The 19878-nt window shown below is 41.4% G+C and carries 18 protein-coding genes; 10 read left to right on the top strand and 8 right to left on the bottom strand.

Translation table 11 applies throughout. The features are described 5' to 3' along the window. Positions 1 to 21 precede the first annotated feature (21 nt). Positions 22 to 1713: a GGDEF domain-containing protein gene (locus tag Q4591_RS13375; RefSeq protein WP_303461443.1), complete on the top strand. Its 1692-nt coding sequence runs from the start codon at positions 22 to 24 to the stop codon at positions 1711 to 1713. Positions 1714 to 2501: 788 nt separating this feature from the next. Further along, positions 2502 to 4139 carry a malate synthase A gene (gene aceB / locus Q4591_RS13370; RefSeq protein ID WP_102440609.1) on the top strand — a complete coding sequence of 546 codons (1638 nt, stop codon included), beginning with the start codon at positions 2502 to 2504 and terminating at the stop codon, positions 4137 to 4139. A gap of 696 nt (positions 4140 to 4835) precedes the next feature. On the opposite strand, the gene Q4591_RS13365 is transcribed toward aceB, so the two are convergent. The 4 genes from Q4591_RS13365 to Q4591_RS13350 all read right to left on the bottom strand — a co-directional run bounded on the left by Q4591_RS13365 (position 4836) and on the right by Q4591_RS13350 (position 7475). Then, a complete protein-coding gene (locus tag Q4591_RS13365) occupies positions 4836 to 5324 on the bottom strand; it encodes a nuclear transport factor 2 family protein (protein WP_102440600.1) in 489 nt (162 codons plus the stop codon). Between the two features lie 69 nt (positions 5325 to 5393). After that, a complete protein-coding gene (locus Q4591_RS13360; protein WP_102477205.1) occupies positions 5394 to 6218 on the bottom strand; it encodes a zinc-dependent peptidase in 825 nt (274 codons plus the stop codon). A gap of 152 nt (positions 6219 to 6370) precedes the next feature. Next, positions 6371 to 6769: a CopG family transcriptional regulator gene (locus tag Q4591_RS13355; protein ID WP_102440598.1), complete on the bottom strand. Its 399-nt coding sequence runs from the start codon at positions 6767 to 6769 to the stop codon at positions 6371 to 6373. Then, positions 6729 to 7475, bottom strand: coding sequence for an AAA family ATPase (locus tag Q4591_RS13350; RefSeq protein ID WP_076542673.1), 747 nt, complete (start codon positions 7473 to 7475; stop codon positions 6729 to 6731). The genes Q4591_RS13355 and Q4591_RS13350 overlap by 41 nt, the downstream gene beginning before the upstream one ends. Positions 7476 to 7917: 442 nt before the next feature. Between Q4591_RS13350 and Q4591_RS13345 the strand changes: the two genes are divergently transcribed. Next, positions 7918 to 8130, top strand: coding sequence for a DUF3820 family protein (locus tag Q4591_RS13345; RefSeq protein WP_102440597.1), 213 nt, complete (start codon positions 7918 to 7920; stop codon positions 8128 to 8130). Between the two features lie 75 nt (positions 8131 to 8205). On the opposite strand, the gene Q4591_RS13340 is transcribed toward Q4591_RS13345, so the two are convergent. The 4 genes from Q4591_RS13340 to Q4591_RS13325 all read right to left on the bottom strand — a co-directional run bounded on the left by Q4591_RS13340 (position 8206) and on the right by Q4591_RS13325 (position 12319). Beyond that, positions 8206 to 8730 carry a GNAT family N-acetyltransferase gene (locus Q4591_RS13340; protein ID WP_102440596.1) on the bottom strand — a complete coding sequence of 175 codons (525 nt, stop codon included), beginning with the start codon at positions 8728 to 8730 and terminating at the stop codon, positions 8206 to 8208. A gap of 73 nt (positions 8731 to 8803) precedes the next feature. Continuing rightward, positions 8804 to 9106, bottom strand: coding sequence for an NrfJ (locus Q4591_RS13335; RefSeq protein ID WP_102440595.1), 303 nt, complete (start codon positions 9104 to 9106; stop codon positions 8804 to 8806). A 160-nt stretch (positions 9107 to 9266) separates the two neighbouring features. Beyond that, positions 9267 to 11027: a bifunctional UDP-sugar hydrolase/5'-nucleotidase gene (locus Q4591_RS13330; RefSeq protein ID WP_102440594.1), complete on the bottom strand. Its 1761-nt coding sequence runs from the start codon at positions 11025 to 11027 to the stop codon at positions 9267 to 9269. A 209-nt stretch (positions 11028 to 11236) separates the two neighbouring features. Continuing rightward, positions 11237 to 12319, bottom strand: coding sequence for a CNNM domain-containing protein (locus tag Q4591_RS13325; RefSeq protein ID WP_102440593.1), 1083 nt, complete (start codon positions 12317 to 12319; stop codon positions 11237 to 11239). A gap of 159 nt (positions 12320 to 12478) precedes the next feature. Between Q4591_RS13325 and Q4591_RS13320 the strand changes: the two genes are divergently transcribed. The 7 genes from Q4591_RS13320 to bamB all read left to right on the top strand — a co-directional run bounded on the left by Q4591_RS13320 (position 12479) and on the right by bamB (position 19811). Continuing rightward, positions 12479 to 13600 carry a bifunctional tRNA (adenosine(37)-C2)-methyltransferase TrmG/ribosomal RNA large subunit methyltransferase RlmN gene (locus Q4591_RS13320; protein ID WP_076542685.1) on the top strand — a complete coding sequence of 374 codons (1122 nt, stop codon included), beginning with the start codon at positions 12479 to 12481 and terminating at the stop codon, positions 13598 to 13600. 34 nt (positions 13601 to 13634) lie between these two features. Beyond that, entirely contained in the window at positions 13635 to 14417 is a 783-nt protein-coding gene (gene pilW / locus Q4591_RS13315; protein ID WP_102477209.1) for a type IV pilus biogenesis/stability protein PilW, read from the top strand. Then, on the top strand, positions 14417 to 15400 hold the full coding sequence (locus Q4591_RS13310) for a RodZ domain-containing protein (protein ID WP_303461441.1): 984 nt from the start codon (positions 14417 to 14419) through the stop codon (positions 15398 to 15400). Before pilW ends, Q4591_RS13310 begins: the two co-directional genes overlap by 1 nt. Before the next feature lie 52 nt (positions 15401 to 15452). After that, entirely contained in the window at positions 15453 to 16568 is a 1116-nt protein-coding gene (ispG, locus tag Q4591_RS13305) for a flavodoxin-dependent (E)-4-hydroxy-3-methylbut-2-enyl-diphosphate synthase (RefSeq protein WP_076542693.1), read from the top strand. A gap of 98 nt (positions 16569 to 16666) precedes the next feature. Next, positions 16667 to 17941 (top strand): histidine--tRNA ligase, encoded by a 1275-nt coding sequence (gene hisS / locus Q4591_RS13300; RefSeq protein ID WP_303461439.1) that lies wholly within the window; start codon positions 16667 to 16669, stop codon positions 17939 to 17941. Between the two features lie 52 nt (positions 17942 to 17993). Further along, a complete protein-coding gene (locus tag Q4591_RS13295) occupies positions 17994 to 18611 on the top strand; it encodes a tetratricopeptide repeat protein (RefSeq protein ID WP_303461437.1) in 618 nt (205 codons plus the stop codon). A gap of 12 nt (positions 18612 to 18623) precedes the next feature. Continuing rightward, on the top strand, positions 18624 to 19811 hold the full coding sequence (bamB, locus tag Q4591_RS13290) for an outer membrane protein assembly factor BamB (RefSeq protein ID WP_076542699.1): 1188 nt from the start codon (positions 18624 to 18626) through the stop codon (positions 19809 to 19811). Positions 19812 to 19878: the final 67 nt, after the last annotated feature.

The raw sequence follows: 19878 nt of genomic DNA, 5'->3' as shown, positions 1-19878 counted from the left end.
TTATTCATTTTCTGCGCAGCAGTGAGTGCCGATGACGTCAGCGCTGACGATATTGACCAAAAATTAGATCTGCTAGATGTATCAATACTTAAAGATATTGATACCTCTAGCGCCAGCATTAATGAACTGTTTGGTTTGTTTGATAGTCTAAGTCGAGCGCAAAAAATAAGGCTTTATATTTTTGAGTCGGTACGGCTTATTCTTGCCGGAAAATATGAAAGTGCCTTACAGACTTTAGATAAGGCTCTATTACTCAACCCGAACGATGAGCAATTAACGAATATTTATGCTTATAAAATTTCTGCTAGTATTCCTTTAAAGCGCTATGAAGATGCTTTTAGCCTACTGGAGAAAAGCCTAGCACGCATTGACAGCTTTCAAGATAACTCGATTAAAATCAGTTCCTATGTCAGGCTAATGAATACCTATCTAGATTTAGATAAATATGACGAGGTACTTAGGCTTTCGAAGATTGTTTTTATGTTAAATAAAGGCCAAGATAGCAAATCCCATTGCTATGCCATGGTACTGACATCTGCCGCGCAATTATCATTGAACCAAATCCCTTATCTAGAACAATTACAATTATTTGCAGATACCCAAGATTATTGTCAGCAAAATAATTTCCCGTTAATTGCAGCTATGGCCATTAAAGGCAAGGCTATAGTTGAGTTTGAACACCATCATTATCAAACCGCAGAAGTGTTATTTCTTAAAGCGTTAGCAGCTTATCAACCGTTTAATTTTGAGTTAGAAATTAATAATATTTACGCTTATTTAAGTGAAGTTTATTTTCAGTTACAACAATTTCAACAGGCGGTTGAGTATGCCGAATTGGTCGATAAACTGACTAACGAGCCTAATAATTATAAGGCTAAGCAGCGTGCTTATAATGTGCTTTCAATGGTGGCCAGTAAACGTGGTCAATTTAAAGTTGCTTATCAATATCATGTGCAAGCCCATGCCATAGGGATGCTGTTAGTTAATGATAAAAAGGTCAAAGAAACGGCATACCAAGTTGCAAAATTCGATAATGCAGAAAAGACTCGCCAGTTAAATAAACTGGCACAAGATCAAGAAATGCTAGCGAAAGAGCGCAGCATTATGAATAACGAAAAAAGCGCTTCGTTTATGTTTTCTACCGTCTTGACGGGCACGGTAGCATTTTTGAGTTTGTTGCTTGCCACCGCATGGATGCAAAGAAATCAATTTCGTAAACAAGCTCAAATTGATTTACTCACCGGCTTGTTAAATCGTGGTACTGGCGAAGAAAAAGCCGAAGATGAATTTGTCCAAGTGCTTGCCCGTGGCGGACAATATAGCGTTATAGTGATTGATTTAGACTTTTTTAAACAGATTAACGACACCTTTGGCCACGGCACTGGGGATTGGGCACTGAAAAAGGTTGCTGAGGTGATAACGGCGAATACCCGTAGTACAGATATCGTCAGTCGAATGGGTGGTGAAGAGTTTGCTATTTTTATGCCTTTTACCACAATTGAATTAGCAGTTGAGTTAGCGAAAAAAATACGATTTGATATTGAGTCGATTGATACTCGTTTTTCTGGTCATCAATTTACAATTACCGCAAGTTTTGGGGTTAGCCAAATAACGGCAGATGATCTAAGCCTTGATCCCATCATTAACCGTGCAGATACAGCCTTATATAAAGCAAAATCTGAAGGTCGAAATAAAGTGGTTTATTTATCATAGCTACCTGCTTTGGGCGTTTTTATCTGCACCAATATGGCTTCTGTATTTGCAAGCTTTGACCTTCCTTAGTGCAAAAATGCTTTAAAATGTGACTGTTTTTAACTTTTTATAAAAAAAAGATGCATTTTTTTTCGACTAAACCAATAACTTTTGTGATGTTGATCCGGTTACAACTCCACCAGTCTAGAGTATATATTCTATACAGCCTATTTTGTTTACGTAAACGTCAAATTAAAACAGTTGTTTAAATTTGGTTGTGATTAAGCATATTATAACTCAATGATTTTAATTATTTTAATGGCTTTACCTCAGGGTATGTTCAAAACAAAATGCTATTTCTACTTTAGTAGAAAACTGCCTTAAGGCTGTACACAATTATTTGCGACATGTAATTAAAGTACTTGTGTAATTACCTTTTTGTGCTGTTGGTAAATTGGTTGGACAAGTTACCAACTAAAACCAATTAAATGTTGTTTTAATTTTTATCTGTTTTAAATCAGTGTCTTGTTGTGTTTTTGCTGTTGGTGTTACCAATTATTAGGTTGCTGTTTGGCTTGTTGAGGATGTTATTTGGTTGTTGCAAATGCAAACGTTTCTGGTTAGGTTTTAGTACGAAACAAACATTTGATGGTTAAAAAGTAGCAGGGTTTGTTTTTAGATATGTGGAAGTAAGTTGTCTGTTTATAAACACTGATAGAGGTGTACAGATAAATACGCTTACTGACCACCATTTAACTTTTAAAAACGAATTATTGCTCAAGGGGCTAAATATGACAGCAGAACAACTAATGGCTAAATATGCTAAATCACAGCCAAGTGCTGAAACTGATTTACCAACAAGCTCAGAGCTTGCTTTGATTGGCCCAGAAGTCCCTGGCCAAGAGGTTATCTTCAATGATGGCTCACTGTCATTATTGGCTAGTTTATGTGGTGCTTTTGCTGCTGAAGTTCCTGAGTTGCTATCACAGCGAAAATTAAAGCAGCAACGCATTGATGATGGTCAATTACCTGGCTTCTTACCTGAAACCCGCGCTATTCGAGATGGTGAGTGGGCGATTAGAGGGATACCTGAAGATCTTACTGACCGTAGAGTTGAAATTACTGGCCCCGTAGATCGCAAAATGATTATTAATGCGCTGAATGCCAACGTAAAAGTATTCATGGCAGATTTTGAAGACTCACTAGCACCAAGCTGGGAAAAAGTCGTTCAAGGTCAAATTAACTTACGTGATGCAGTGCGAGGCGATATTAGCTTTACTGCTGAGGCAACAGGCAAACATTACAGTTTAGATGAAGATCCTGCAGTACTTATCTGTCGAGTACGTGGATTACACCTTAAAGAAAAGCACGTTGAGTTCAAGGGCGAGTCTATTCCAGGTGGTCTGTTCGACTTCGCGATGTATTTTTATCACAACTACCATCAATTATTAGCTAATGGCAGCGGCCCTTACTTTTATCTTCCTAAGCTTGAAAGTCATGTTGAAGCGCGCTGGTGGGCAAAAGTGTTCGCATTCGTTGAAGAACGTTTTTGTTTAAAGCCAGGCACAATAAAATGTACCTGCCTAATTGAAACGCTGCCGGCAGTATTCGAAATGGACGAGATTTTATATGAACTACGTTCAAATATTGTGGCATTAAATTGTGGCCGCTGGGATTACATTTTCAGCTATATCAAAACCTTGAACAAACATGCTGACCGTGTTTTACCAGATCGCCAAGCAGTCACTATGGATACGCCTTTTTTAAGTGCTTATTCACGTCTACTGATTAAAACCTGTCACAAGCGTGGCGCATTAGCTATGGGCGGCATGGCAGCATTAATTCCGGCTAAAACAGCCGAAGAAAATGAAATTATTTTGCAAAAAGTAAAAGGTGATAAAGAGCTTGAAGCGCGTAATGGACATGACGGTACTTGGGTGGCACACCCTGGTTTAGCCGATACCGCCATGGCGATTTTCAATGATTATATTGGCGCCGGAACTAACCAGTTGCACATTACCCGTGATGTCGATGCACCGATATTAGCCGAAGAGCTGCTGACACCTTGTGATGGTGAACGTACCGAAGCGGGCATGCGTTTAAACATTCGTATCGCAGTGCAATATATCGAAGCGTGGATCCAAGGTAATGGTTGCGTTCCTATCTACGGATTGATGGAAGATGCCGCTACAGCAGAAATCTCACGCACCTCGATCTGGCAGTGGATCCAACATGAAAAGTCACTTTCTAATGGCAAGTTAGTCACTAAAGACTTATTCAAAACCATGCTGGCTGAAGAGCTAATTAATGTCGAGCAAGAGCTAGGGCAGCAAAGGTTTACCAGTGGTCAGTTTACTAAAGCGGCCAGTCTGTTTGAGGAAATTACCACCTCTGATGAGTTGGTCGATTTCTTAACACTACCGGGTTATGAGTTATTAACAGCTTAAATTCAGTAGACGTATTACAAAAGTTTAATTTATAACGGCTGAGAAAGGTTATAGATTCGTGTCGCATCAACAAGAAGTGGGCACAGGTTACTTTGACCAAGTGACAAGCTGTATTCAAGGCGGTTAATCTTCAGTGAGGGCATTGACCGGCTTTACCGAAGAAGAGCTGTTTTAATACCACTTCTGTAACAGTTTAGCTGCCATGCAGCTGATGTCCCCCGATGTAGTTCACCTACAGGCTACATCGGGTTTTATCCAGTATTTGGAATTTTAGCGCAAGCTAGTTGTCGTTCTTAATGCGAGGATTTTTACTTCCTACCCAGTAAGTTTTCAACCATTTGCTTGTGTTGCGGCTCTTATGAGCCGTTTTTTTTTTGCTTAAAATTTATAGCGAAATCACAGCTGATTCAGTTAAACCTTCTAGTTATGTTATTGATTAATATCAATCCAAAGCGGCTAAAGGATTAGTGAGTCATTATCGAAGGCACCTAATGCTAGAGTAAATAACATAGACACTAATAGGGGGGAGTTTTGTTGCTGTATTCTTTTGCTTATGGACTTTTTTGACTGATAGCTCGTTAAACTCATATCTTGAGAAACTAATCGATTGTTTGGCTTAAGCGCTCAAGTAAGCAAAGCCAGCGTAGCTAAGTTGCTGGCTTAGGTTTTTAATCAATATTAACTTATCGATAGAGGTTATTTAGCTTGTTTCTTTGCGCCTATCAACTGCGCCACGGCTTTGGCATTGTCGTTAGGCACTGCAATACTTAAATGATATTGAATAATTTTCCAGCCATCATCAGTTAATTGTAGTGCACCTGTACCGCGACATAGACCATAACTGGCGCTTTCAAGTAATTCATCAAAAACAATGGTGTTATCAAACTGCAGTAGCTGGCGTGAGCTGACTTCATAATGCCAACCATCTGTAGGTCTGGCATAACCGGCAAATTGTTGCATATCCCAGCGCTCTGTGGCATCAGTGCCTAAAAACACCGCTTGCTGGTGATATAGCGAAAAGTAACTGTCCCAGTTCGCCTGGCTGGCATTTTGGTGTAGTTGGTCGAGAATGCTATTAGCTTGTTGCTTTGACTCGTCAGAGAGTGCCTCTTGAGCTGCTAGGGGTAAAGAAGACATTAAACATAAACTAGTGGTTAATAATAATCTTAAGATGGCTTTGTGCATGAAAATTCCTTGTCTGCTAAATGCTGGCTGGTAATGATAGCCGCGAAAATCAATGACTCAATGCTGATCTTAATGCCAATTGATTGGGTCTAGCTGATAAAACTGACTCAGTTCTTTATAAAGCAATTGATGCTGTTGGTAAAACGCTAACGGTTTCTCGAAAAAGGTTTCACTAATGACGGCAAAAAACTCAGCAGGATTGGTCGCACCATAGTAGTTAAACAGCGAGGGTAATTGATGCTGGGCACAATATTGCAGCGCTTTAAACTCACGACCGAGTGTTGCTGACCAAGTGGCATAATCGGTGAACTCTTTTAATGGCGGTGCGCCATTGGCATTGCCGTTTTCCTGATCTAGCTGATGAGCAAACTCATGAATAACCACATTTTGACCATCAAATGGCGCTGCAGCGCCGTCCAAAGTACTTTTCCACGACAAGATGATCTTGCCATTACCCCAGGACTCTCCCAGTAACACATTACGTTCATTAGAGGATACGCCGGCAAAGTCGGTGTTATTTTTCTCAACAATAAACGCATAGGGATACACTAAAATTTGTTTTAACTTGGGGTAAAAATTGGTTTTTCGATTGAGTAATAACAAGCAGGCTTGCGCGGCAATGGTCACTCTTACTTCGTCGGTAATGTTGAAGCCATCACAGCCGACAAATTGTTTTTCATCAATAAAAATCTGGATTAACTTTTTTAGTTGTAGCTGCAGATCTGTGGGCAATGCATGAAAATAGGGTAAGCGACGCTTAAGGATTTGCCGCCATGCTTTAGGGAAAGGCCTTGTCATAAGCTGTTGCCTGCGCTTTTCAGTGCGTTGAGACTTAGTCATAATCAACGCGATGGCAGTTACCGCAACGGTGACAAGTAAAAACACTGCAAACATTCAGCTCTCCCAGATTATATTAGCTTGTCATTATGTTATTGGGTGAATTTGCGCCAAATTCAAGTGGCTGATTTTTATTGAGACAAAAAAACTGGCAAACAACCAAGGTTGCTGCCAGAAAGAAGGGGAGGGAGTTTATTTTTATAGTTGATTTAACGTATTTGCAGTCGTTGCTCTATTTGCTGTTGTTCTTCAAGTGATAATGAAAAATGCTGTTTAATCATTATTCTAATTAACTTTGACTTTGCCGATTGGCTGCTTTGACTTAAGCAGTTTAATTGCTCAATTGCCGCTTCACTTAAGGTAAATGTTGCCCGTCTAAATGGTTTAGGTTTTTCATTTATGGGTTCATTCGCTTCAGCTTGGGTGGTTAATTCCCATAGTTGCTGCATCGCCTGTTGGTTTGAATCTGCATTTTTACAGGCGCTCGACTGCTGTGGTTTGCCCATAGCGTAAAGATTTGCTGCCTCAATAAAGTCATCAACTGACATTTGCGGCAAAAAAGGCGTACTACATGGCGTAACGGTTTTCTTCAGATCGGCCAGGCCCATAACTTCCCCCTAATTGCGTTACATTATCGTTATTATTTCGCTGCCTGATTAGCTGTTTGGCATCGCTTACTTCTAGCAATTCACAAGCAATATTACGGATTTCAACCGCGGCTTTTCCATTGGGGTCTATTTCAATGACTGACAAGCCAGACTCTTCACTGTCGTCATAAATATTTCGGCTGTAAGTAATCGCATCAAGCACGTTAATATCGTAAGTTTTACATACCTCTTTAGCTTCGAGTATTCGACCTGCTTGGTTAGGCAAACTTGGACACTGAGTTACCACAAAAGAGGCTTTCATGGTGGGATTAATCATTTTGCAGGTAGCGACAATATCATCCATGTGACTGACCGTTTTTAGGTCTCTACGCTTGGGTCTTAGGGGCATTAAGGCGTGAGAGGCCACTGATAATGTAGCGCGCAGGGCTAAATTGTCTTGGCCGCCGCAGTCAACGAGTACATAATCATAATGTTTCTCAAGACTGAGTAAGTCGTTACGGATTTTTCCGTACAATTGGACGCAATTTATTGCTGGTAATTCAGGGTTGTTATTGCGCGCTTGGATCCAATCTGATGTGGTTCTTTGCGGGTCGCAATCGACCATGATAATACTGGCTGTGGCTTCTTTAGCGAGAAATACTGCGATATTTTGGGCTAAGCAGCTTTTACCACTACCGCCTTTTTCACCACCGACTAAGATAATCATCAAAACATCTCCTGATGTGGTATAACGCCATTGGATTGTCAATCATTATTGATTCGCTTGGTTATAAAAGGTTGATTTTTTGTTGGCGCTTTATGTTGTACTTGTTATTAACTTTATGTTGCTATGACTTGGTCGTCAATGTGCTATAAATTGACGGTTTTAGTGGCTTTGACAGGCGTTTGTTTTTTGACAAAATAGCGGCTAATGGCGATTTTTTGACTGTGTTAACCTTATGAGCTATTCACTAGAATTTATCAATAAATTGAATTGCTTAAGTTGATTATTTGATAAATTAATGACCAGAAAAGTGGCTAGTGTTGCCAACCGCTAAATGTAAATGACTCTTATCTATAACTAAACTTTGCTTTTGTATTTATCGCTATTCCAAAATGTTATATTGCTATTGTTAACTAAATCTCCTGAACAAAAAGACTTTGACACTATGAATGAGAAATTATTATTAGAAGCCATTAACCAAACCATGCCATTTGGTAAATATGCTGGACGAAAGTTACTGGAATTACCCGAGCCATACCTGGTGTGGTTTCATAGTAAAGGTTTTCCTGAGGGGAAGTTAGGCGAGCAATTGGCATTGATGTATGAAGTAAAACTTAATGGTTTAGAGCAGATGCTGCAGCCGTTATTAACAAAGTAAATCCACTGGTTAACGTGTTTGTAAGACTTGTCTTTATCAGTTGATATCTTGCCTTGTGCTGCTGAGGATTAAGATTTAAGTGAGCGGCTTGCTTAAATAGAAACTATTAATCACCTGCTGTTGACTGATTTGGTAGCTTGGCTGGATCAGTGTAAACCCTTGCTTGATGAAAAATGCTTTTGATAAGTATGACGCATCAACATTCAATTCTGCGTAGCCTTGGCTGAGAGCCCACTTTTCTAAGGTTTCATAAAGCTGACATGCTAGCCCTTGTTGCTGATAGGCGGGGGCGATATACAAACTATCAATATAACCGCGGCTTTTAAAATGGGTTTCGACATTGATAACCCCAATAACCTTTGGCTGCTGACTTGCTAAAGTATCGGCTTTGTTTGTTGCCAGCATTAACCAAGATTGCGATCGCGTCAGCCGTAATTGCCAATGTTTTGCTGAGCGCGGTTTAGTTGACCATGCGGCTAACTGGGCTTGAGAGTATCGTCGGTGTGAGATTTGTCGAACACTTTGATGAACTAGCTCACTGACTTGCTGAGCAAAAGCAGGCCTGAAGGTGATAATTGAATATTGCGCTGTTTGAGTCATGGCTGCTTGATATCAGATAAAAAATCGGCTAATGAGAATTAGCCGATTATGGGGTATTTATTGCTAAAGCGAGTTATTTTTTCTCGATTTTGCCAACAAATAATAATTTATCAAAGGTTTTGTTTAATGTGCTGCTGGTGAAATCTTGCATCCACATTTGCTCATTCATGATCACAGTGTCACCTTTAGTGATCGCAACTTGTGGGCCAGCAGCCCAAAAAGTTTTATCTTCTGCTTTAACTTGAACATAGGTATAACCACCGCTGTTCATCGTTTCTACTACTTCACCTTGGTGCATAATACCAGCAGCCCATGCTGATGATACGCCTAATGCTAATGTTGCTGCTGCAGCTAATTTGATCAGTTTTGCTTTCATGAATACGTTCCCTATTTGATTAGGCTAAATTTTGCAATGATTCAGGTCATGAATCTACATAAAGATAGTTTATTAAATCATGAAGCGCACACAGGGTCTGTGATCCGCGGCAGATTTGTGAATACTAAATTACTACACAAGGCAAAATTTAAACTCAATATTACCTGTGGCTAATATAGTAAACATTAGGCTGTAATGGGTTTTCGATTAAGTTTCCATGCTGGGTAACAAAATCAACAAAGGCTTCAGGTAACGTCATGGTATCTAAGTCTTGTTGCCAATGGGCTTTTAGTAATGCGTCATAACCTTCTTTACCTAAGGCGGTATAGGCCGAAGACACCCCAATATAGAGCTTTTCAGGATCAATTGCCGACCATAAACCGTCTTGATATAACTCAACGGAGGTAATACGTTGATGCATCGCTAAGGTGCCATCATAGAAATAGCGGATACCATAAGTGTAGGGGAAGCTACCAGCGCCAGTGCCAGTTACCCCATTATTGGTGGCGGCATTAATGGCCGACTCCAGCACTTCATAAAGGTATTTGCCTTGAATTTGATATTTCACTAATGGCAACTCAAAAGGCAAAATCCGCCCTAATACATCCGCCATTGATAAGCTGCCTTTATTTAATGACTGCCGAACGCCACCGGCATTATGTAAGGCAAAATCGAGTTTTTCACCTGAATGCTTAGTGGCTTTAAACATACTTCTACAAACCCAAGGGGCAATTTCACTGCCATGGGGAAAGTGCTTACTGGGTAAACGGGTATGAATGAAATCATGGGGTATGTAAGCAAGCACTTGCTCTTCTAGCGCATTTAGCGCTGGGCGGTATTGCTCCATTATAGTGTTATGAATGCTTTCACAGGCCTGATCACCACGGATAGCAGGGTGGCTGATAAGCTTGGTTTTTACGCTATTTATTTGCTGCTCTGTGGGCAAAGTATTGAGGTTAGTAAGCTGATTATCTTGCTTAGGATTAAACAGCACTTCTAATTCATCATCAATCATAAAGTAGTTATTACCATTTATGGCAATACAGGCGCCAGAGCGATCAAAAGTGATATTAGCTAAGCCTAAGACTTCAGCGTATTTACTGGCATGGATGATAGGGGTGTTATTTACCCGCTCAGCATAGGGAGTGTGGCTAAGACCTAGTTCATCGAATTGACCTTGTAAGGTATGTGAGTGCCCACCAACTATGACGCTGATCCCAGATACTTTTTCTGCTAACTCTCGGTCTTGATCTAGCCCTAAATGGCTGAGGACAATAATATGCTGTATGCCTTGCTGCTGCAGACTGGCAATGGTATTAGCCGTCGTGTCAATGGCATTGATAAAATGGGTATCAGGATCGGGGCGAGCAATCAGCGGCATCTGATCCAGCGTAATCCCGACAATGGCGATGTGAGTATCATAAAACGGCTTAACTAGCACCTTGGCACATTGGGTCTGATTGTCGTAATCATAAAGCATAGGGTGACCACTTAGGCGGCCTTCTTTATCGGTTAACTCTTGGCTGAGATCCATATTGCCAGCTAACACCGGAAATTCGATACGATTTAAAAAAGCCAGTACTGGGCTATTACCTGCATCTATTTCATGATTACCTAACACCATAGCATCGGGTTTGAGCATATTGAGTAGGTGCGCGTTAGCCGCGCCTTGAAATTCTCTAAAATATAAGGTGCCTTGAAAGCTATCGCCGCCATGCAAAAACAAAAACTCATGGTTATGTTGAGCAGCTTGTTGCCTTGCTGATTCAATTTGATGGCCTAAACGGGCGTAGCCACCTGTTTTCGTGTTGACGTGATAATGCTGTTGCTCGACCGATAAGGAAAATTGAACACTGCTAGGCTCAAAATTAGAATGAGTATCGTTAATATGAGCAAGGCTAAGGCGATAGTTATTGGGCATCTTTTACTCTAATACAGAAAAAGGAGGCTGTTCCTGATCCGGCGTTTAATGAACTTAATGGGTGACTGATTTTTGTAGCTGTTTACTTTAGTCGTTGTTTACTTTAGTTGCTGCTAATGCATAGCCGTTAAACCAAGGCTGTGGTTATATTAACTAAATTAAAAAGGGAGCTTAAGCTCCCTTAAATCTATAGCTATAAAGCTAGAGTATTATTGCGGTGGGGTTTGAGATTGCTTGGTAAACTCACCGTCATCAGATAATACAATGCCTTTATGCTTCATGCGGCTACTCCACAATTTACGCGCTAATTGCTGCATATCGGTGACAGGATCGTTTGAATCGACAATTTCTAGTCCCAGTAAAGACTCAACAATATCTTCTAAGGTGACAATACCTTCACCAGAACCATACTCATCGACAATCATAGCGATTTTAGTATTTCTCTTAATCATCAATTCAAATATCGGTAAAATCTTGGCGGTTTCAGGAATAACCAGCAGGTTTTTCTTCAATACACCAATGGATTCTTTCTGGGTGTAACGTTCTGCTTGAATGATATTATTACGGTTAACATAACCAATAATATTATCAGGGTCGTCTTCATATACAGGAATACGGGTAAAGGGTTTAGCTAAAAACTGCTGCACAAATTGCCCTTGGGTCAGAGTCACCGGTAATTTAAACATCACGGTTCGCGGTGTCATAATCGCTGAAACGGGCATTTCTTTAACCGATAACATTTGCGTTAAAATGGCAGACTCTTGTTTATCAAGTTCACCTGATTGTCGCCCAATTTCGGCCATCGCACTCATTTCTTGACGAATATACTGCCCTTCGTCGCCTTTACCCATTAATTTGGTGACTTTTGAAGACATCCAGATTAGTGGTTTGGTAATACGCTCTAACCACACTAAAACTAGCGACACTGATGGCGCTAATGAACGCCAATAGTTTGCACCTAAGGTTTTAGGAATGATTTCTGAGAAAAATAAGATGAGAAAGGTCAGTACCCCGGAAAATACCCCTAGCATTTCATCGCCAAAGACCTTTGCCGCTTGAGCACCAGCAACAGCTGCGCCTACGGTATGGGAAATGGTGTTGAGAGTCAGGATAGAAACCAGTGGTGATTCCACGTTTTCTTTCTGTTTATTAAGCCGATCGGCAGCTTTACGATTCGTTTTAGCCAAAGTGGCAATATAACTAGGCGTAACAGACAGTAGTACCGCCTCAAATACACTACAAAGAAAAGAGATTGCAATGGCGATAAATACTATAATGATAAGGGTTATCATAAAGGTGGAATTACACCTCCAAATGGCAGACCAATATTAGTCCGAGGAAATTCTAGCATAGTCTCTAAGCTTTGTTGCTACTTCTATAGCCAAATTTTGTTAGGATCTGTATAATTCGCCGCCCGCAAGCAAGTTTTAGGTTTTTTGAGGTTACACAACATGAGTGAAAAAAAGATCAATTTATTGGATCTTGATCGAAAATCGATGAGAGCGCTATTCGCAGAAATGGGCGAAAAACCGTTCCGAGCCGATCAATTGATGAAATGGCTTTATCACTTTGGTGTTAGCGACTTCGAAGAAATGAACAATATTAACAAGGCACTGCGCGCTAAGTTAGCTCGAAAGTGTGAAATTGTTGCCCCTGAGATTGCTAGCTTTCAAAAGTCATCTGATGGGACCATTAAGTTTGCGATCAATGTTGGTCAAGGCCAAGAAGTCGAGACTGTTTACATCCCTGAAGAAGACCGTGCAACCCTGTGTGTATCATCACAAGTGGGCTGTGCATTGGAATGTACTTTCTGCTCAACAGGGCAGCAAGGCTTCAACCGTAACCTCTCAGTGGCTGAAATCATCGGTCAAGTATGGCGTGTATCAGAATTTTTAGGTTTCCATAAAGACACTGGCGATCGTCCAATCACTAACGTTGTTATGATGGGAATGGGTGAGCCACTATTAAACTTAGCCAATGTGATCCCTGCAATGGACATCATGTTAGATGACTTTGGTTTTAGTCTGTCTAAGCGTCGTGTGACCTTATCGACTTCAGGTGTCGTGCCTGCGTTAGACAAATTAGGTGACGTGATCGATGTGGCTTTAGCGGTGAGTATTCATGCGCCAAATGATGAGCTGCGTGATGTATTGGTGCCGGTAAACAAGAAATACCCGCTAGAAGAATTTTTAGCTGGGATTCGTCGTTACCTAGAAAAGTCCAATGCTAACCGCGGACGTGTTACAGTCGAATACGTGATGCTTGATCATATCAATGACAGTACAGATCAAGCCCATGAATTAGCCAAGCTAATGAAAGACACGCCGTGTAAGATTAACTTAATTCCGTTTAATCCTTATCCTGGTTCGCCATATGGTCGCTCTTCTAATTCTAGAATTGACCGTTTTTCTAAAGTATTAATGGAATACGGCTTAACGGTTATTGTGCGTAAAACCCGTGGTGATGATATTGATGCGGCTTGTGGACAATTAGCCGGTGATATTCGTGATCGCACTAAACGTTTAGCAAAAAAACAAATGCAACAAAATCAGATTTCGGTCACAATGGATTAACTCATTGTTTGTATAGATTAATAGGCGTTGGAATATGCATGGATTGCCAAAGTTTTTGATTGTAGTCGCGATGGCATTACCTCTAACGGGTTGTGTCACTGAGCGCACTTATAGCGGTACTGATATTCCTGTTGCCGAAAGAACCTTAGATAAGCAAGCCGCAGCTATTGAGCGAATGCAGCTGGGACTGACTTATTTAAATCGAGGCAATATTGAACAAGCTAAATTTAATTTAAATCGTGCGGTTGAATATGCACCGCAGTTAAGTTCAGTGCATATCGCGATGGCGTATTATTACCAAACGGTAGGTGATACTGTACGTACAGAGGCGGCTTACCGTAAAGCCATTGCCGCGCCAGATGCAGGTGGTGATGCGAAAAATAACTTTGGCGTGTTTCTTTGCCAGCAAGATAAATTCGCACAAGCTGAAGAAATGCTATTAGCCGCGATTGAAACCAAACAATACACTCGCACCGCTTCAAGCTACGAAAACTTAGGCGTGTGTAGTATGTCTGCAGGTGACACCGAAAAAGCCAAGGGCTATTTTGAAGATGCGCTGCGATATGATCCAAGACGACAATCAACCTTGAAAGAATTGATTGAGCTTGCGATAGTAGAAAATGATTATCAAGCCGCTAAAGCGAATTTAACGCGTCTTCACCGTGTGGCACAACAAACACCAGAAAGCTTAGCATTAGGTATTAAAATTTCCCGTGAGTTAGCGGATGATGAAGCGGTAAAACGCTACGGAATTACTTTAATTGCCAAATATCCTGCTTCAGAACAAGCGAAAGAATACAGGGCTAATTTGCATTAATGACAAATAAAATTACAGAGATAGAAACAGATAATAATCTCGAGCAAGCTGAATTACTCGAAACTGTTTCAACAGCGGGTATGCTGCTACGCACCGCCCGCGAAAAAAAGGGTGTCTCGATAGATGCTGTGGCATTACAGCTGCATTTGCGTCCCAGTGTTATTGAAGATATTGAAAATGATATTTTTGATAATATTGCTTCAGCAACCTATGCCCGTGGCTACGCTAAAAACTTTGCCAAGTACGTTGAAGCAGATGTTAATGCCGTTCAACAATGTTTAGCCCAGCAACTTCCTGATGAAACTGCTGCTATGCAAAGCTTTTCTCGCAAAACTACCCGCGAAGCCCGTGACAGCCGTCTGACCTTAGTTACTTATCTCATCGTAGCGATATTACTTGCGCTATTATTGTTGTGGTGGGTACAAAAAGACTCAATGCTAACGGGAGTAGATTTATCAAAGCCGACAGCAGAAGAAGTCGCAGCTGCTAATGTGGCGCAGCAAACACAAGACTTATTAGAGCCAGAAATCGATCCTAAACTGGCTTATCGGGAACCCGTTGCCAGCGAGGTAATCTCAGCACAAAGTCAAAACGATGACGCAGTTCAAGTGAGCAGTAATGTTCAGGAGAGTAACCGTGTTATTAAGCCAGCAACGGCGACTGACACACTTGACTCTGTTGCTGTGTCACCAGCAATAACAGCTGCAGTTGATACTGCAGTAATCACTGCTGATGTGATTGAAACTGATACTATATCGCTTAGCTTTAGTGATGATTGCTGGGTTAACATTATCGATGCCGATGGTAAAACATTGGTTGATGGCGTTAAGGGCTCAGCTAGAGTCGTTGAAGTCACCGGCAAGGCACCTTTTAAAGTGATATTGGGTGCGCCGCAAGTTGTCACCATGAGCTTTAATAATGAAAATGTCAGCCTTGCTGAGTTTTCTGACCGTGTGGCCAAGTTAACCCTGCCTAAAGCCTAGTCTTTAAAGCTTAGTGTTAACTCAATTTTGGTAAGTAGTAGAGCAACAGATTATGTATAACGAATCTCCAATCATCCGCCGTCCTTCTAGCCGCATTTATGTAGGGGATGTTCCGATCGGCGATGGTGCACCAATTGCGGTGCAATCGATGACAAATACTAAAACCACTGATGTCGACGCCACAGTTGCACAAATTTTGGCCCTTGAAAAAGTCGGTGCAGACATAGTGCGAGTCTCAGTACCAACAATGGATGCCGCTGAAGCGTTTAAGCTTATCAAGCAGCGCGTTAGTGTACCTTTAGTTGCCGATATTCATTTTGATTACCGTATCGCACTTAAAGTGGCTGAATACGGTGTTGATTGTTTGCGGATTAACCCCGGCAACATTGGTAATGAAGAACGTATTCGCAATGTAGTTGAATGTGCGCGTGATAAAAATATTCCAATTCGCATTGGTGTTAATGGCGGTTCATTAGAAAAAGATCTGATGGACAAGTATCATGAGCCAACACCAGAAGCATTGCTTGAATCAGCCATGCGTCATGTGGATATTTTAGACCGTCTAAACTTCGACCAGTTTAAAGTCAGTGTAAAAGCTTCAGACGTATTTTTAGCGGTTGAATCATACCGTTTACTCGCCAAGCAAATTAAGCAGCCATTGCATTTAGGCATTACTGAAGCAGGCGGCGCTCGTGCGGGTTCGGTTAAATCAGCAGTGGGCTTAGGCATGTTACTGGCTGAAGGTATTGGTGATACTTTACGTATCTCATTAGCGGCAGATCCAGTCGAAGAAATTAAAGTCGGTTTTGATATCTTAAAATCATTACGTATTCGCAGCCGCGGCATTAACTTTATTGCCTGTCCGTCTTGTTCACGCCAAGAGTTTGATGTGATTAACACTGTCAATGCGTTAGAAATGCGCCTTGAAGATATCACCACCCCAATGGATGTGTCGATTATCGGCTGTGTGGTCAATGGCCCAGGTGAAGCGTTAGTTTCAGATATTGGTTTAACCGGTAGCCACGGAAAAAGTGGTTATTATGATGACGGTAAACGTCAAAAAGAACGCTTTGATAACAACAATATAGTGGATTCACTGGAAGCAAAAATTCGCGCAAAAGCAGCGATAATGCAAAACCGAATCGATATCAAAGACGCAACAGAATAAGTTAGTTTTAGATAAAAACACACTTACCAGCAGTGGTAGGTGTTTTTTTGTGTAAGGCATATGATTAATTAATTAGCTAAAAATTAGGCGAATTAAACGTGGCAAAACAGATCCAAGCAATCCGTGGAATGAACGACATTCTGCCAACTCAAAGCCCTTTATGGCAACAAGTCGAAGCGGTTATTCGCTCTACTGTTAGTGCCTATGGTTACAGTGAAATCCGTACTCCTATTGTTGAAAGTACTGATTTATTCAAGCGCTCAATTGGTGAAGTCACCGATATCGTTGAAAAAGAAATGTATACCTTTGCTGATCGCAATGAAGACAGTTTAACATTGCGCCCAGAAGGCACAGCATCGACTGTTCGTGCGGGAAATGAGCATGGTTTACTTTACAACCAAGAGCAACGTTTATGGTACATGGGACCTATGTTCCGTCATGAACGTCCTCAAAAAGGTCGTTACCGTCAATTCCACCAATTTGGTGTTGAAGTGTACGGCATTGCAAGTGCGGACATTGATGCGGAAGTATTGATGTTATCTGCAAGATTATGGGATTCATTTGGCATTAAAGACCACGTTAAACTGGAACTTAATACCTTAGGTGATCCTGCTGAACGTGCTACTTACCGTGATGCATTAATTGCATTTTTAGAGCAGCACAAAGAGCAATTAGATGAAGACTCACAGCGCCGTATGTATTCAAACCCGCTACGAGTATTGGATTCTAAATCGCCACAGGTTCAAGCCTTGCTAGCTGATGCGCCAGAGTTAATGGATTATTTAGGTGAAGAATCAAAAACACATTTTTCAACCTTATGTGAACTCTTAGACGCTGTCGGCATCCAATACACAATTAATCCTCGTCTTGTGCGTGGTTTAGATTACTATAACCGCACCGTTTTTGAGTGGGTAACGGATTGCTTAGGCTCTCAAGGAACGGTACTTGCTGGTGGTCGTTATGATGGTCTGGTTGGTCAATTGGGTGGTAAAGATACCCCTGCAGTAGGTTTTGCAATGGGACTTGAGCGTATTGTCTTACTACTGCAAACCCTTGAGCTTGATAAAGATGTCGCGCCAGTTGTCGATGTTTATGTCACGGCAATGGGCGAAAACTGCTTAGTTGAAGCAATTAAAATTGCCCAAGAGTTGCGTCAAAGCCTGCCAGCGCTTAAAGTCATGAGTCATTGTGGCGGCGGTAACTTTAAAAAGCAGATGAAACGTGCTGATAAAAGCGGTGCGCAGTACGCCCTGATCATTGGTGAAAACGAAATTGCCAATAACCAAGTTGCAATTAAGCCACTGAGAAATAAGAACGAACAACTTTTAGTTGCCCGAGAAGAGTTGGCGACTACGATAAAATCATTATTTTAATATTAGCCCTTAGCTAATAAAAAACAGAACTGAATAGAAAGGGGAAGTGCGCGTGGAAATTTATAGCACAGAAGAACAACAAGTAGATGCTATTAAGCAGTTCTGGAAAGATTACGGCAGCTCAATCATTGTGGGTGCAGTCGTAGGTCTAGGTGGATTGTACGGTTGGAATTATTACTCTGACGTAAAAATTGAAAAATCGGAAGCTGCATCAGAAGCATTTCAACGCATTACTGCTAACAGCGACAGCAGTGCAGTACAAGCAGCTATCGCTGAGTTTGGTGCACAGCACGATCAAAAAGGTTACCAAACCTTGCTTGAACTCATGTCAGCTAAAGCTGCTGTCGATGCAGGCGAGTTAGATAAAGCAGAAGCGGCTTTTACTAAAATCATTGCTGCAAAACCGGGTGCTGCTTTAGAGTCTTTAGCGACGTTACGTCTATCTCGCGTGCAAGCAGAGCAAGGTAACATCGGCACTGCAATTGCGACATTAGAGCAAATTACCGATGAAGCATTTAATGCTCAACGTGATGAGTTAAAAGGCGATTTACTTGTGCGTCAAGGTGACATGGATAGTGCACGTTCAGCTTACCAAGCTGCTGTTGATAACGGCGGTTCGTTAACCAGTCCTGCATTACAAATGAAGCTAGACAATTTAAACAAGGCATAAGGAATTAGCCGAATGAAGTCTTTATGCAAAACTTTGCTAGCAGCGGGCTTAAGCGTCGCATTGCTATCTGCTTGTTCTTCAAATGATAATGAAGAAGAAGTTGTTACTGAACTAACTGAAATTCAAGCAACTGTTTTTCCAGAAGTAAACTGGCATGCCAAGGTTGGGGGCGGAGTCGGTGACTTTTATTCTCAACTTAAACCGGCTATTCGATATGACCATGTATATGTGGCCGATCGCAACGGTGAGGTCGTCGCCTTTGAAGAAGCAACAGGCAAAGTGGCTTGGCGTAAAGACTTAGCTTCAGAATTTAAACATACTGAGCTGGCGAAAACGAAAGAGGCACGCATTGCCGCAGGCGTTACCGCTGGCCGTAATAAAGTCTTTATTGGCGGCGAGTCTGGTTTATTGGTGGCATTAGATGCTCAAACCGGTGAGACCGTATGGTCAGCAGTTGCAAGCGGTGAGCTGTTATCGGCTCCAACTGTGTCTGAAGATTCAGTTGGCGTGCATACCAGTGATGGTAACTTTGAAGCATTTGATATTGATGACGGTGCTAAACTGTGGACCCATGAGATGCAACTGCCAAATCTAACGCTACGCGGCACTAGCTCAGCAGCTTATGATTCAGGTGGTTTCTTCCTTGGCACTGCTGATGGTAAAATAGCGGTTATTGTCAAAAACAATGGACAAGTGGCTTGGGAGCAGGCGGTATTTAACCCAACCGGTGGTAACGAGTTTACTCGTATGGCCGATGTGGACATGACACCGTTAATTTTGGGCGATAATTTATACGCGGTAAGTTACAATGGTAACTTAGTGTCTATGGAGCTAAGAACGGGTCGTGTTGTATGGACGCGTAAGTATTCAAGCTTCAATGAATTAGCGACAGCAGGGGTTGGACTATACTTAGTCGATGACCACAGCCGAATTTATTCAGTAGATAGACGTAACGGTCTTGAATTATGGAGTAACTCTACGTTAATGAATCGTAGTTTAACTTCACCTGCCGTTATAGGCTCTTATATTGTTGTAGGTGACTTTGAAGGTTACTTACATTTTATTGACCGCAATTCTGGCGAAGTCGCTGGACGTGTTGAGGTTGATAGTGATGGTTTATTCTCACAACCAGTAGTGGTTGGAGATAAAATTTATGTGCAAGGTCGTAGCGGCAAAATCGCGACGATTGTACTGCCATAAATTGAATAGCAAACCTTATTAGAGCCCCTGGAAGTGTGTTCCGGGGGCTTTTTATTTTAAAGTTTTT

Source organism: Shewanella sp. 3_MG-2023 (assembly GCF_030548765.1).
Lineage (GTDB): Bacteria > Pseudomonadota > Gammaproteobacteria > Enterobacterales > Shewanellaceae > Shewanella.
This window is presented reverse-complemented; position numbering and strand designations above follow the sequence as displayed.